Origin of the sequence: Lacinutrix venerupis, assembly GCF_003663945.1 — a bacterium.
In the GTDB taxonomy this organism is placed as follows: Bacteria; Bacteroidota; Bacteroidia; order Flavobacteriales; family Flavobacteriaceae; genus Lacinutrix; species Lacinutrix venerupis.
The window spans coordinates 151,133-164,510 of sequence record NZ_RCCH01000003.1; the positions used below are offsets into that span (position 1 = coordinate 151,133).

Consider the following 13,378-nt stretch of genomic DNA (forward strand, 5'->3'; position numbering starts at 1 on the left):
AAAAATCCAAACATTAATGTTTGGATTTTTTTTTTATTTTATATCTACAATTATTTAGTATCTGTAGTGTTCTGGCTTGTAAGGACCTTCTACTTTAACACCAATATAATCTGCCTGGTAATCTTTAAGTTCTGTTAACTCAACACCTATTTTTTCTAGGTGTAATTTGGCAACTTTTTCATCTAAGTGTTTTGGTAACATATACACATCATTTCCATAAGCTTCTTTGTTGTTCCAAAGTTCTATTTGTGCTAAAGTTTGGTTTGTAAAAGAGTTGCTCATTACAAAACTTGGGTGACCAGTTGCACAACCTAAGTTTACTAAACGACCTTCAGCAAGAATAATAATTTCTTTTCCGTTAACCGTATATTTATCTACTTGTGGTTTAATAGTATCTTTAGTATCACCAAAGTTTTCATTTAACCAAGCCATTTGAATTTCGTTATCAAAGTGCCCAATGTTACAAACAATAGTTTTGTCTTTCATTGCTTTAAAATGCTCTGCTCTAACAATGTCTTTATTTCCTGTTGTTGTAATAACGATATCGCTATTACCAACTACAGTTTCTAATTTCTTCACCTCAAAACCATCCATTGCAGCTTGTAAAGCACAAATTGGGTCAATTTCAGTAACTGTTACAATAGAACCTGCACCTTTAAAAGAAGCTGCTGTTCCTTTACCAACATCACCATAACCACAAACAGTAACACGTTTACCAGCTAACATAATATCTGTTGCACGACGAATAGCGTCTACTGCAGATTCTTTACAACCATATTTATTGTCGAATTTCGATTTCGTAACCGAGTCGTTTACATTAATTGCTGGCATTGGTAGTGTTCCATTTTTTACACGCTCGTAAAGTCTGTGAACACCAGTTGTAGTTTCTTCTGATAAACCGTTAATACCATCTGCTAATTCTGGGTATTTATCTAAAACCATATTAGTTAAATCTCCACCATCATCTAAAATCATGTTTAATGGTTTTCTTTCCTCTCCAAAGAAAAGTGTTTGTTCTATACACCAGTCAAATTCTTCTTCTGTCATGTCTTTCCATGCGTATACAGCAGTTCCTGCATCTGCAATAGCAGCAGCAGCTTGATCTTGTGTAGAGAAAATGTTACAAGAACTCCAAGTAACTTCTGCTCCTAAAGCTTGTAAAGTTTCAATTAAAACGGCTGTTTGAATAGTCATGTGTAAACATCCTGCAATACGGGCACCTTTTAAAGGTTGCTCGTCTTTATATTCTTCACGTAAACTCATTAAACCTGGCATTTCTGCTTCGGCTAAATTAATTTCTTTTCTTCCCCAAGCCGCAAGCGACATATCTTTTACCTTATTAGGTACGTAAGCAACTGTTTTTGTACTCATATCTTTTTTTCTCTTTGTTTTTTAAAATGAAACGCCTTTGGGATTCGCACATTATTAGTTAAATTCGCTTAATAAAATGGCATACCTACCTTAGGCGCTGCAAAGATAATCAATAACATTTAAAATATTAAATGCCTCTTTATAAATCCATTAGTGTAAACTCACAAACTACTGTTAAAATCTGGAAGATTGAAGAGTCTTATAATGCTTTGTTATCACCATTAAACCTAAGATCTGAAAGTTTAGAGCGTGTTTTAGGTATGAAAAGCGAATTACATCAACGCGGATTTTTAAGTGTAAGACATTTACTTAGGGAGTTTGGTTACACAGATCAAGATTTATATTATGATGCTAATGGCAAGCCGCATTTAAAAGATGGTAAACATATTTCTATAACGCATAGTTTTACTTTTTCAGGAGTGATTATTAGTGATACTGAAGTTGGTATTGATATTGAAAAACAGCGTGAAAAAATAGGAATTATAGCTCACAAGTTTGTGGATTATGAGTTTGAGTATTTAAATAAAGACGACTTAGAATATATTAGAAAACTAACGGTTATTTGGGGAATAAAAGAATCGCTCTACAAATTATTTGCAACTCCAGGTATGTTGTTTAGAGAGCATTTTTTGGTGATTCCATTTATGTTAGAAGATTGTGAAACAGTATCTTGGATAGATTATAAAATGAGGAAATATAAGTATAATTCATATTTTCTAGAGTTTGAAGGATTTACATGTGCTTATGTATTAGTTTAATTATGGAATCTATTTTACATCACATAAAAGTTTCCCAAAAACAAAACCTTGCAGTTTTAATAGATCCAGATAAATTCAACTTAAATAATACATCGCAATTTATAGATAAAGTAAATAAATCTATAGCCACTCATATATTTGTTGGAGGTAGTACGGTTAAAGATTATGCAACAGAAAAATTGCTAAAAATTATAAAGCCTTTAACCACATTGCCAATTGTTTTATTTCCAGGAGACATTTTGCAGGTATCGGAAGAGGCAGATGCAATATTGTTTTTGTCTTTAGTTTCTGGTAGAAACCCAGAATACTTAATTGGTCAACAAGTAAAAGCTGTTTCAAAATTAAGAGATTCTAAATTAGAGGTGATTCCTACAGCTTATATTTTAATTGATGGAGGTAAGGAAACTTCAACTCAAAAAGTAACAAATACTAAACCATTAACTAATGTTTTAGAAATTGTAGATACTGCAAAAGCTTCGGAATTATTAGGAATGCAATTGGTTTATTTGGAAGCTGGAAGTGGAGCAAAGAAAGAAGTTTCGACTAAAATTATAGAAGCAGTAAAAAATAATATTAATATACCATTAATAGTTGGTGGAGGTATAAGAAGTAAATTAGCTATTGAGAATGCATTTAAATCTGGAGCAAATATGGTTGTTATAGGTACAGCTTTTGAAGAGGATGAAACTTTTTTTGAAGAATTAAAAAAATAATTATGAATATATCAGTAGATTTAACATTATCACCTTTACAAGATGATTATGAAAAGCATGTAATAGAATTTATAAAAGCACTCCGTGACTCAGAATTTACAGTTTTAGAAAACCCATTAAGTACTCAAATCTATGGTGATTTTGATACGCTTATGCCTTTTCTTAATCAAGAAATAAAACGATCTTTTGAGAATGTAGATATTTCAGTATTAACAATGAAAGTGGTAAAAACCGATAGGCACGATTATGAACCAGATTTTTGATTTTTTTCTTGATGCCTATAAAAATGCATCCACCTTAGATATTATTCTAGAAGCCATTGCTTTTGTTTTTGGTATTGTAAGTGTAATTTATGCTAAACGCGAAAATATACTTGTTTATCCAACAGGATTAGTAGCTACAATAATTACAGTTTATCTTTTATATAAAGCAGAATATTTTGGAGATATGATGATGAATTTTTATTATTCTGTAATGAGTATTTACGGTTGGTGGAATTGGGCTAGAAAAAAAGAGAATGAGTACATTGTACCAATTTCTAGAACGAATAGCCAAGAAAAAATAATTGGTATTGCTTTATTTTTTATTACCATGTATGTAACGTATTTAGTATATAATGTTTACGGTTACAAATTAGAAATCCCTAATTATATAGATATTATTACCTCGGGTATTTTCTTCACAGCAATGTGGTATATGGCGACAAAGAAAATAGAAAATTGGACCTTGTGGATTATTGGAGACCTTATTACAATACCGCTCTACGCTTATAGAGGATTAGGCATGTTGTCTTTACAATATTTAATATTTACCATTTTAGCAATACAAGCTTATAAACAATGGAAGAAAAGTTTAAACAAAGAAGAGCAAATTGCCTAAAAGTAGTTTTATTTGGGCCAGAATCTACTGGTAAGACAACATTGTCTAAGCAATTAGCTAAACACTATAATACGGTTTGGGTTCGCGAATATGCTCGCGAATACCTTCAACGTAAATGGGATGAGGAACAAAAAATTTGTGAACCAAAAGATTTATTGCCAATTGCTGAAGGACAAATGGCATTAGAAAATGAATTAGCTAAATTAACAGATTCTGTACTTATTTGTGATACAGATTTACTCGAAACCAAAGTATATTCCGAAGCATATTATTCTGGAACTTGTGATCCAATATTAGAAAAATATGCATTACAAAACACTTACAATTTATACTTTTTAACGTATATTGATACGCCTTGGGAGGCCGACGATTTAAGAGATAAGCCAGAAGAAAGACAGGCAATGTTTAACTTTTTTGAGAAAGCTTTAAAAAAATATAATAGACCATATGTTTTGTTAAAAGGAGACAAAAAAGAACGTCTTGAAATTGCAATAAAACATATAGATAATTTGATTAAAAACAGAAAATGAATTTTACCTCAAAACAAATAAAACAAATTGAAGATAAAGGTTTAACTGTTGATAAAGTTCTACAACAAATTGAAGTTTTTAAAACAGGATTACCTAATATTAATTTAGAATCTGCAGCTATAGTAGGTGATGGTATTTTTCGTTTTTCAGAAGAAGAAAAAAATGAATATGCTGCATATTACGATAAGCAGAAAGAAGATTTAAATATTGTAAAATTCGTGCCAGCTTCTGGTGCAGCAACAAGAATGTTTAAATTTTTATTTGAATTTCTCGACAATTTCAATCCTAAAAAAGAAACTATAAACGGTTATATTAACAAACATAAAGCAAATGAATTATTTGCTTTTGGAGTAGGCTTAGAAAAATTACCTTTTTACGAAGTAGTTATTACAGAAACTAAAAAATTTGTTCCCAATTTTGATACACTTTCGTCAGATTTAAAAGCTGTTGAGTTTATAAAAACAATGTTAAATGAAGACCGTTTAAATTATAGCTTTTCACCAAAAGGACTATTGCCTTTTCATAAATACAAAGATCATATTGCAACTGCTTTTGAAGAGCATTTATTTGAGGCAGCAATATATGTGTGTACACAAAATAAAACTAGTATTCACTTTACCATTTCAGAAATTTATAAGGATGTATTTAAAAATGAATTTAAGCGTATACAAGCTATCGTAGAGAAAAAAACCAAAACAACATTTAATATAACATATTCTTATCAAAAGGAAGAAACAGATACCATTGCTGTGTCAACTAAAAATGAACCAATAGTAAACACAGATGGAACACTGCATTTTAGACCATCTGGTCATGGCGCATTATTATCTAATTTAAATGATTTTGAAGGAGATATTCTTTTTATAAAAAATATAGATAATGTGGTGGTTTATAAATATGAGGCTGAAGTTGCATACTATAAAAAAGTGTTAGCTGGTATTTTGTTAAAAGAACAAAAACAAGCATTTAATTTTTTAAAACAATTAGAAAATGATGAAATCTCAGAAAGTAAACTATTAGAAATAGCACGTTTTTTAAGAAAGAACTTAAATGTTATTATCTCTTTAGAATTCGAAAAATTTTCAACTAAATATCAAATAGAATACTTAAAAAATAAGCTTAATAGACCTTTTCGTGTTTGCGGAATGGTTAAAAACGAAGGCGAACCAGGTGGAGGACCATTTTGGGTTAAAAGCGAAAGTGGCACTGTTTCATTACAAATTGTAGAATCTGCTCAAGTAGATAAAAAAAATAAGCAGCAAAAAAATATTTTAAAAAATGCAACACATTTTAATCCTGTAGATTTAGTGTGTGGTATAAAAGACTATAAAGGAAAAACTTTTGATCTCTCTAAATTTGTAGACCCAAAAACAGCATTTGTTACAATGAAAACTAAAACAGGAAAAAACATTAAAGCACTCGAGTCTCCTGGACTTTGGAACGGTAGTATGGCAAATTGGAATACAATTTTTGTAGAAGTCCCTTTGGTCACTTTTAATCCGGTAAAAACAGTAACAGATTTATTAAAACCTAGACACCAAGTATAATGTTTAATGAAGAGGCAATAATTAAAGAATTTAATTTTAAAGGTGTTAGAAGTTCTGGAGCTGGAGGACAGCATGTAAATAAAGTATCCTCTAAAATAGAGCTGTCTTTTAATATTAAAGACTCTTTAGTATTAACCAACATACAAAAGCAGAGTATTCAATATAAATTATCAAACCGAATAACAAAAGAAGGCCTCTTAATATTACAATGTGGCGAAAGCCGTAGTCAACATAGAAATAAAAACATTGCTACAATAAGAGCTATAGAACTACTTAAATTAGCTCTGTGTAAAGAAAAAAAACGTATTCCAACAAAAATTCCTAAAGCCGTAATTATTAAAAGGTTAAAAAATAAACGTGCTAATAAAGAGCGTAAAGCAAATAGGCAGAAACCTAACTTAGATTAAAAAATTAGTAATTATATTTTAGGAAATTAAAAAAAGAGACCTACCTTTGCAGCGTTCTCAAAAAAGGGGTGCCTAAATATCGGCTGAGATCATACCCATTGAACCTAGAACAGGTAATGCTGTTTAGGAATTTGAAGAAATATTTTAATTATTGTGTGTTTACTTATCTGCAGGTGAGTAGGTTTGCAAAATGATAATTAATGTATTTCAAAAAAAACTAATTATTATAATAGAATAATTACCTCTTTTTATTCGTGATTTAAATGTATTTCGAATGAAATCAATTGTAAAAAACACAACTTTATTTTTAGCCTTTGCAGGACTAACTTTTAATGCTTTTGCTCAAGAAATTAAGCAAGACTCTACAAAAATTGAAACTTTAGATGAAGTTTTAATTAAATCTCTTAGAGTTGATGCAAACTCACCAATTACACATTCTAACGTTACAAAAGAAGAATTAGAAAAACGAAACCTAGGTCAAGATATTCCAATTCTACTTAATTATTTACCATCTGTAGTAACCACTAGTGATGCTGGTGCAGGAGTTGGTTATACTGGAATTAGAGTGCGTGGTGTAAGTGCACAATCTACAAATATTACTATTAATGGAATACCATATAACGATTCTGAAAGTTTAGGAACCTTTTGGGTAAATTTAGGAGATTTTTCTTCTTCTGTAGAAAGCTTACAGTTACAACGTGGTGTCGGTACATCTACAAACGGTTCTGGTGCTTTTGGTGCAAGTATTAATGTATTAACAGATGCAGCTTCAAAAGAAGCTAATGGTGAAATAGCTAACAGTTTTGGTAGCTACAATACAAGAAAACATACCGTAAAATACAGTACAGGATTAATAGATAACCATATTGAAATTTCAGGACGTTTATCTCAAATAAATTCCGATGGTTATATTGATAGAGCAGAATCCGATTTAAAATCTTATTATTTACAAGGATCTTATATAAATGATAATACACTTATTAAAGCCATTACTTTTGGTGGGCACGAAGTAACATACCAAGCTTGGAATGGTTTTGATCCAGATCAAATAGAATCTCTTGGAGAAAATCCAAATATTGATGAGAATAGAACTTTTAATGTATCTGGTGCTTATTTTAATGAAAATGGAGAACTTCAATTTTACGATAATGAAGTTGATAATTACAAACAAGACCATTACCAATTACATTGGAACCAAAAATTTAACAATAATTGGTCTACAAATTTAGGTTTAAACTACACTTATGGACGCGGTTATTTTGAGCAATATAAAGAAGATGAAGATTTTGAAACTTATGGTTTTGATGAAATAACTATTGGAGGAGAAACAATAAACGAAACCGATGTTATTAGAAGACGCTGGTTAGATAACGATTTTTATGCACTAAATGCTAGTGTAAATTATAAGGATGAAAAATTAAATATGAATACAGGTGTATTTTATAGCTCTTACCATGGTGAGCATTTTGGAGAGGTAATATGGTCTCAATTTGCTAGTAATAGCGAAATTAGAGATCGTTATTACGATGGTAATGGCGATAAGTATGATTTTAATGTATTTGCAAAAGCAACATACCAATTAAACAATAAATTAAGTCTTTTTGGAGATTTACAATATAGAAGAGTAAACTACGATACTAGTGGTATAAATTCAGATTTAGAGCTTTTTGAAATTGATAAAAGTTTTAGTTTCTTTAATCCAAAAGCAGGATTATCTTACAACTTAAACAACAAAAATAATTTTTATTTCTCTTATGCTAGAGCAAATAGAGAACCAAATAGAGATGATTTTAAAAATAATGAAGACGTTAAACCAGAACAGTTAAATGATTTTGAATTGGGATGGAGATTTAAAAATTCAAACTTAATTTTTAATGCAAATGTTTATTATATGTTATATAACGAGCAATTAGTATTAACTGGTGAATTAGACGATGTAGCTTCACCACTAAGAGATAACTCTGGTAAAAGTTCTCGCTTAGGTTTAGAATTAGAAGCTGTTGTTAAAATTACAGATCAATTTTCTATACAACCTAATGTAACTTTAAGCTCTAATAAAAATGATGAAACTATTGCTTCTATAGACGGTGCTTTAGTAAATTTAGGTAAAACAGATATTTCTTTTTCTCCAGATGTTGTGGCTTCTAACGCTTTAGTATTTAAACCAATGGAAAATTTACAATTATCGTTTTTAAGTAAATATGTTGGAGAGCAGTTTATGAGTAATACTGAAGCCGAATTATCTAAATTAGAAAGCTACTTTGTAAATGACTTTAATGTAACTTACGAGATTAAAACCAATAAAACATTCAAGTCTATCCTTTTATCTGGTTTAGTTAATAATATTTTTGGTGAAGAATATATTTCTAACGGTTTTTATTACACTTATGATGATACATGGTCTGTTGCTGGAGAGACAACAACTATTGAAGGTGTAGGTTATTACCCGCAAGCAACTACAAACTTTCTTGTTGGTGCAACTTTAAAATTCTAAACAGGAAAATACTTATATAAAAAAAAGCGGCTCGATGCCGCTTTTTTTTATTGCAAAAAGGATGGAACGGTATGTTTGAGCTCCTCAAAGAGAGCGAGTAGTGAGAGCCTGGTCTCGATTATTATCGAGATTTGCCCTAATTGTTATACACCCGGATAACGTCTCCAATAACTTCTACTTGATAGCGAACCATTGCATATTGTCCTCCATCTTGTTTTGTACCATTTAAAATTTCGTAAGCATTTTCATCTTCACAACCACAAGTAGCAATAATGCCATCGACAGTTAAATTTGAACAAGAACTTATTGCATGATTAGGATCGCTTAGTTCGAAAGCGCTATAAGCACTACCAGAGAAGTAAACCACCACACCTTTAATACCATAATTACTGTTTAAAACAATATGGTTTCCTGGAAACTGCATTTGGTTATATTGTGGTAAACTAGTATTTATTAGGTTTCCAGTGTCAAACACTGCATTTGGAATATATGGATTTGTATTTTGGTTATTATCATCATCTTTATTACAAGAGTTAAGTAAAACACCAAATACGAGTAATAATGCTAAGGATTTTAATTTCATTTTTTAATTTTTTTTTAAGGCTTTGCAATTTACAACAAAAGTAATTTGCGAATTAAATATTTTGTATATTTGTAATGTAATCTCGTGTAAGCGAGATTTTTTCGTTAAATCCCGAAATTGTTTCGGGATATTTTGAGTTTAGTAATTAACGAATGTATGTTTTAAACGAAAAAGTTATGAGTAAAGTATCATATTATACAGCCGAAGGCTTAAAAAAGTTAAGAGAAGAGCTAAAACAGTTAAAAGATGTCGAGCGTGTAAAGGCTAGTAATGCTATTGCAGAAGCACGAGATAAAGGTGATTTAAGTGAAAATGCCGAATACGATGCAGCAAAAGAAGCCCAAGGTATGCTAGAAATGCGTATTAGTAAATTAGAAGACCAACTTGCTGGTGCTCGTGTTATAGACGAAAGCCAAATGGATACCTCTAAAATATTAGTATTATCTAAAGTAAAAATTAAAAATCAAACCAATGGTATGGAAATGAATTATACTTTAGTTGCAGATGGTGAAGCAGATTTAGCTGCTGGTAAAATTTCCGTAAATTCACCTATTGGTCAAGGATTACTTGGAAAATCGGTTGGAGATGTTGCAGAAATTAGTGTGCCAAGTGGTATTATAAAATTTGATATTGTAGAAATAAGCAGATAACAATTATTTCGCTTTCGCGAAAAAAATCTGTAATACATAATATTCCTGTTTATTCTGAAATAAATTTCAGTTTAGCAGGAATCTTTTTTTATCTTTAATTCTTAAATTTAAAGTTATGCCAACATTATTCACAAAAATTGTAAACGGAGAAATACCATGTTATAAAGTAGCAGAAACCGAAGAGTTTTTAGCTTTTTTAGATATAAATCCAAATGCTATTGGACATACTTTATGTATCCCTAAAAAGGAAACAAATAAGATTTTCGATTTAGAAAAAATAGAATATGGTAAATTAATGGAATTTTCTAGGCAAGTTGCTATCGCTTTAGAAAAAACAGTACCTTGTTTACGTGTTGGTATGTCTGTAATTGGTTTAGAAGTGCCACATGTTCATGTACATTTAATACCTTTAAACTCTATGGACGATGCTCGTTTTACTAAAAAAGTAGCTTTAGAAAAACAAGAATTTGAAGCTTTAGCAAAAGCTATTCAGGCAAATTTATAAAACCTAAAACTCCTGCAGTTAGTAACAATACAGCTACTATTCCTAAGATAATCCAAAATAAAGACTTATACTTTTTAGATGCTTTTTTGGGTTTAAAAGCTTTCATTTGGTAATTATAAACACGCTCAATATCCTCGGTCCAACGTACAGGATAAATTTCTGTATTACAAGTATTACAAAACATTTGGGTAGAAATATCTTGAGTGATAGATTTGTAAAGCTTAGTTTCAATAAAACGTTGTTTAAAAGTAAGCTCTAAACCTTCTTTATTAAAACATTCTGGACAATTATTGTTTAAAGAAACAGATTTAACGGTTATTAACTTTTCACTCATAATTAAATGGTTTTAAACGCAATTTGCATTATTGTTCCTTTACCAATTTGAGATTGTGCAACTTTAATTTTTCCATCATGAAAGTCTTCAACAATACGTCTTGCTAGAGATAAGCCTAATCCCCAACCACGTTTTTTTGTAGTATATCCAGGCTCGAAAACAGTTTTAAACTGGCTTTTAGTTAATCCTTTACCTGTGTCTATAATATTAATTTTTACCTTATTTTCTAACTGAGTCATAACAATGGTTAAATCGCCTTTACCTTTCATGGCATCTATAGCATTTTTAACTAAATTTTCGATGGTCCAACTGTATAATTGCGGATTCAAATTTACGTAAATTGGATCTTTTGGCAACTTTAAAGTAAAGTTTATAAGTTTAGAAGATCTAGATTTTAAATAATTATAAGTCTCTAATGTTTCTTTAACAATATCAACCTTTTCCAAAGTTGGAATTGATCCGATTTTACTAAAACGTTCTGTTATTGTTTGGAGTCTATCTATGTCTTTTTCAATTTCTTTAATATAGTCCGGATTAGTGTTTTCGGTTTTTAAAATTTCAGTCCAACCAATTAAAGAAGATAACGGTGTACCTATTTGGTGTGCTGTTTCCTTAGCCATACCAGACCACAATTTGTTTTGTGTTGCAATTTTAGAACTACGGTAAAAGAAATAAACAACAGCTCCAAATAAAAAAATAATTAATAATAAAGCTAATGGATAGTATTTTAATTTGTTTAAAATTTCAGAATCTCCATAATACAAATTACCAACATTAATTTTTTTGTTTGTTTGTGGATCTATATAAGTAAGCTCAATTGGTTTGTTTTGTTTTTCAAACTGAAGAATTAAATTTTTAATATAAATTGAATCTTTTAATTTTCTTTCATTAATATTTACGGTATTTATATCGCCATCATTATTAATTACAATTTTTGGTGTTAAACTATCCGATAAAATGATTTTATCAACCAATGGATTAACATCATCTGTTAAAAGACTTCTTTGAAACTCAACCTGTGCTGCACTCCAAATAGCCATTTTAACACGTTCTTCATTTTTAAACTTTTGAAAAAAAGTATAAGTATTCCATAGAATTAGAGAGATAATAGCAAACGAAGCTATAATCATTACCCAACGAATAAGTTGTCTGTTTTTTTCGAGAAACATATAATATTTTAAAAGTTTTAAAAATAAGTATATTACTTATTAGAAGCGAAAGATACTTAAAAAGTATATAATGCAAAGTTGTTAATAATATTGTATAATAAGAGTACAAATGTGTTTTTAGTTGAAACACATTATGTCTACATTTGTTAAAAATTTAAGTGTTAATGACATCTTTTAAACCTAAAGACATATCTACAGCAAAACTACATGGTTATTTATTAAGTGCTGTAGCGCCTAGACCAATAGCGTTTGCTAGTACTATAGACGCTAATGGGAACCCAAATTTGTCGCCATTTAGTTTTTTTAACGTGTTTAGTGCAAATCCACCAATAATGATTTTTTCTCCAGCACGTCGTGTTAGAGATAATACAACAAAACATACATTGGAAAATGCAGAAAACACTAAAGAAGTGGTAATAAATGTTGTGAATTACGATATAGTGCAACAAATGTCACTAAGTAGTACAGAATATGCTGCAGGTGTAAACGAGTTTGAAAAAGCAGGTTTAACAATGTTAAAAAGTGATATTGTAAAACCATTTCGTGTTGCAGAGTCACCTGTTCAATTTGAGTGCAAGGTTAATAATATTGTAAAGTTAGGAACAGAAGGTGGAGCAGGTAATTTAATTATTTGTGAAGTTGTAAAGCTTCATATTAATGATGAAGTTTTAAATGAAAATGGTAGTATAGATCAAGAAAAATTAGATTTAGTCTCTCGTGCTGGCGGAAGTTATTACAGTAGAGCCAAAGCTGGTTTTTTTGAAATTCCAAAACCACTTTCAACTTTAGGAATTGGAGTAGATGCATTACCAGAAAATATTAGAAATAGTAATATTTTAACAGGAAACGATTTAGGTTTATTAGGTAATGTTGAAACACTACCAACTAAAGCAGAGATTAAAGCATATGTAAATATGCATGACAATATTACATTAAATGATATTGAAAAACATAAAAAGGCACAGAATTTGCTTAGTTTTGGAGATGTAGAAAGCGCTTGGAAAGTGCTGTTATCGTAATAACACGATTAAATTAGACGAATATTTAATAATTATATAGACAATGGAAGTACAAGGTAAAGTAAAATTAATTGGAGAAACACAAACTTTTGGAAGCAACGGTTTTAGAAAAAGAGAATTAGTTGTTACAACAGAAGAGCAATACCCACAACACATAATGATTGAGTTTGTTCAAGACAAAACAGACTTATTAAACAACTACAATGTTGGGCAAGATGTGAAAGTAAACATTAATTTACGTGGAAGAGAATGGACAAATCCTCAAGGAGAAGTTAAATATTTTAACTCAATTCAAGGATGGAGAATAGAAGGAGTACAATCGGGAGCACCTGCTGGAATGCCAGAAACTCCTCCAGCTGCAGCTTTTGAGCCAGCTACAGATTTAAAAGAAGAAGATCACGACGATTTACCTTTTTAAT

At 30.2% G+C, this 13,378-nt stretch carries 16 protein-coding genes; 12 read left to right on the forward strand and 4 right to left on the reverse strand.

What is annotated here, in order from left to right; all coding sequences use genetic code 11:
* Nucleotides 1-54: 54 nt before the first annotated feature.
* The gene (gene ahcY / locus CLV86_RS05400) at nucleotides 55-1,371 is read right to left on the reverse strand and encodes an adenosylhomocysteinase (RefSeq protein WP_076734343.1); all 1,317 of its coding nucleotides are present in this window, start codon (nucleotides 1,369-1,371) and stop codon (nucleotides 55-57) included.
* Nucleotides 1,372-1,502: 131 nt separating this feature from the next.
* Between ahcY and CLV86_RS05405 the strand changes: the two genes are divergently transcribed.
* The 8 genes from CLV86_RS05405 (at nucleotide 1,503) to CLV86_RS05440 (ending at nucleotide 8,699) form a co-directional block, all read left to right on the forward strand.
* Nucleotides 1,503-2,129, forward strand: a complete 627-nt coding sequence (locus CLV86_RS05405; RefSeq protein ID WP_121050555.1) for a 4'-phosphopantetheinyl transferase family protein — start codon at nucleotides 1,503-1,505, stop codon at nucleotides 2,127-2,129.
* Between the two features lie 2 nt (nucleotides 2,130-2,131).
* The gene (locus CLV86_RS05410) at nucleotides 2,132-2,842 is read left to right on the forward strand and encodes a geranylgeranylglyceryl/heptaprenylglyceryl phosphate synthase (RefSeq protein WP_076731790.1); all 711 of its coding nucleotides are present in this window, start codon (nucleotides 2,132-2,134) and stop codon (nucleotides 2,840-2,842) included.
* A gap of 2 nt (nucleotides 2,843-2,844) precedes the next feature.
* The gene (locus CLV86_RS05415) at nucleotides 2,845-3,105 is read left to right on the forward strand and encodes a hypothetical protein (protein ID WP_076731791.1); all 261 of its coding nucleotides are present in this window, start codon (nucleotides 2,845-2,847) and stop codon (nucleotides 3,103-3,105) included.
* Nucleotides 3,089-3,721, forward strand: coding sequence for a nicotinamide riboside transporter PnuC (pnuC, locus tag CLV86_RS05420; RefSeq protein ID WP_121050558.1), 633 nt, complete (start codon nucleotides 3,089-3,091; stop codon nucleotides 3,719-3,721). The genes CLV86_RS05415 and pnuC overlap by 17 nt, the downstream gene beginning before the upstream one ends.
* A complete protein-coding gene (locus tag CLV86_RS05425; RefSeq protein ID WP_121050561.1) occupies nucleotides 3,682-4,251 on the forward strand; it encodes an AAA family ATPase in 570 nt (189 codons plus the stop codon). The genes pnuC and CLV86_RS05425 overlap by 40 nt, the downstream gene beginning before the upstream one ends.
* Nucleotides 4,248-5,798, forward strand: a complete 1,551-nt coding sequence (locus CLV86_RS05430; protein ID WP_121050564.1) for a DUF4301 family protein — start codon at nucleotides 4,248-4,250, stop codon at nucleotides 5,796-5,798. The genes CLV86_RS05425 and CLV86_RS05430 overlap by 4 nt, the downstream gene beginning before the upstream one ends.
* Nucleotides 5,798-6,205, forward strand: a complete 408-nt coding sequence (gene arfB / locus CLV86_RS05435; RefSeq protein ID WP_121050567.1) for an alternative ribosome rescue aminoacyl-tRNA hydrolase ArfB — start codon at nucleotides 5,798-5,800, stop codon at nucleotides 6,203-6,205. The genes CLV86_RS05430 and arfB overlap by 1 nt, the downstream gene beginning before the upstream one ends.
* Nucleotides 6,206-6,479: 274 nt before the next feature.
* The gene (locus tag CLV86_RS05440) at nucleotides 6,480-8,699 is read left to right on the forward strand and encodes a TonB-dependent receptor (protein WP_121050570.1); all 2,220 of its coding nucleotides are present in this window, start codon (nucleotides 6,480-6,482) and stop codon (nucleotides 8,697-8,699) included.
* Nucleotides 8,700-8,835: 136 nt separating this feature from the next.
* Here the strand turns inward: CLV86_RS05440 and CLV86_RS05445 are convergent, their stop codons facing one another.
* Nucleotides 8,836-9,282, reverse strand: a complete 447-nt coding sequence (locus CLV86_RS05445) for a hypothetical protein (RefSeq protein ID WP_121050572.1) — start codon at nucleotides 9,280-9,282, stop codon at nucleotides 8,836-8,838.
* Nucleotides 9,283-9,458: 176 nt separating this feature from the next.
* Here CLV86_RS05445 and greA point away from each other — a divergent pair, with 176 nt between their 5' ends.
* On the forward strand, nucleotides 9,459-9,932 hold the full coding sequence (gene greA / locus CLV86_RS05450; RefSeq protein ID WP_121051005.1) for a transcription elongation factor GreA: 474 nt from the start codon (nucleotides 9,459-9,461) through the stop codon (nucleotides 9,930-9,932).
* 115 nt (nucleotides 9,933-10,047) lie between these two features.
* Nucleotides 10,048-10,437 (forward strand): HIT family protein, encoded by a 390-nt coding sequence (locus CLV86_RS05455; protein ID WP_076731798.1) that lies wholly within the window; start codon nucleotides 10,048-10,050, stop codon nucleotides 10,435-10,437.
* Here CLV86_RS05455 and CLV86_RS05460 read toward each other — a convergent pair.
* Entirely contained in the window at nucleotides 10,418-10,771 is a 354-nt protein-coding gene (locus tag CLV86_RS05460) for a hypothetical protein (RefSeq protein ID WP_121050575.1), read from the reverse strand. The genes CLV86_RS05455 and CLV86_RS05460 overlap by 20 nt on opposite strands.
* Nucleotides 10,772-10,773: 2 nt before the next feature.
* On the reverse strand, nucleotides 10,774-11,940 hold the full coding sequence (locus CLV86_RS05465; protein WP_121050578.1) for a sensor histidine kinase: 1,167 nt from the start codon (nucleotides 11,938-11,940) through the stop codon (nucleotides 10,774-10,776).
* Between the two features lie 164 nt (nucleotides 11,941-12,104).
* On the opposite strand from CLV86_RS05465, the gene CLV86_RS05470 reads away from it, so the two are divergent.
* Together CLV86_RS05470 and CLV86_RS05475 are read left to right on the forward strand one after the other, a co-directional pair.
* Nucleotides 12,105-12,959, forward strand: coding sequence for a flavin reductase family protein (locus CLV86_RS05470; RefSeq protein WP_121050581.1), 855 nt, complete (start codon nucleotides 12,105-12,107; stop codon nucleotides 12,957-12,959).
* 43 nt (nucleotides 12,960-13,002) lie between these two features.
* Nucleotides 13,003-13,377 (forward strand): DUF3127 domain-containing protein, encoded by a 375-nt coding sequence (locus tag CLV86_RS05475; protein ID WP_076731802.1) that lies wholly within the window; start codon nucleotides 13,003-13,005, stop codon nucleotides 13,375-13,377.
* Nucleotide 13,378 lies beyond the last annotated feature (1 nt).

Coding starts and splice junctions, on each gene's coding strand:
- CLV86_RS05440 (WP_121050570.1), top strand. CDS start 6,480: ATGAAATCAATTGTAAAAAACACAACTTTATTTTTAGCCTTTGCAGGA.
- CLV86_RS05415 (WP_076731791.1), top strand. CDS start 2,845: ATGAATATATCAGTAGATTTAACATTATCACCTTTACAAGATGATTAT.
- CLV86_RS05405 (WP_121050555.1), top strand. CDS start 1,503: ATGCCTCTTTATAAATCCATTAGTGTAAACTCACAAACTACTGTTAAA.
- CLV86_RS05425 (WP_121050561.1), top strand. CDS start 3,682: ATGGAAGAAAAGTTTAAACAAAGAAGAGCAAATTGCCTAAAAGTAGTT.
- CLV86_RS05410 (WP_076731790.1), top strand. CDS start 2,132: ATGGAATCTATTTTACATCACATAAAAGTTTCCCAAAAACAAAACCTT.
- arfB (WP_121050567.1), top strand. CDS start 5,798: ATGTTTAATGAAGAGGCAATAATTAAAGAATTTAATTTTAAAGGTGTT.
- CLV86_RS05430 (WP_121050564.1), top strand. CDS start 4,248: ATGAATTTTACCTCAAAACAAATAAAACAAATTGAAGATAAAGGTTTA.
- pnuC (WP_121050558.1), top strand. CDS start 3,089: ATGAACCAGATTTTTGATTTTTTTCTTGATGCCTATAAAAATGCATCC.
- ahcY (WP_076734343.1), bottom strand. CDS start 1,371: ATGAGTACAAAAACAGTTGCTTACGTACCTAATAAGGTAAAAGATATG.
- CLV86_RS05445 (WP_121050572.1), bottom strand. CDS start 9,282: ATGAAATTAAAATCCTTAGCATTATTACTCGTATTTGGTGTTTTACTT.
- CLV86_RS05470 (WP_121050581.1), top strand. CDS start 12,105: ATGACATCTTTTAAACCTAAAGACATATCTACAGCAAAACTACATGGT.
- CLV86_RS05460 (WP_121050575.1), bottom strand. CDS start 10,771: ATGAGTGAAAAGTTAATAACCGTTAAATCTGTTTCTTTAAACAATAAT.
- greA (WP_121051005.1), top strand. CDS start 9,459: ATGAGTAAAGTATCATATTATACAGCCGAAGGCTTAAAAAAGTTAAGA.
- CLV86_RS05475 (WP_076731802.1), top strand. CDS start 13,003: ATGGAAGTACAAGGTAAAGTAAAATTAATTGGAGAAACACAAACTTTT.
- CLV86_RS05455 (WP_076731798.1), top strand. CDS start 10,048: ATGCCAACATTATTCACAAAAATTGTAAACGGAGAAATACCATGTTAT.
- CLV86_RS05465 (WP_121050578.1), bottom strand. CDS start 11,940: ATGTTTCTCGAAAAAAACAGACAACTTATTCGTTGGGTAATGATTATA.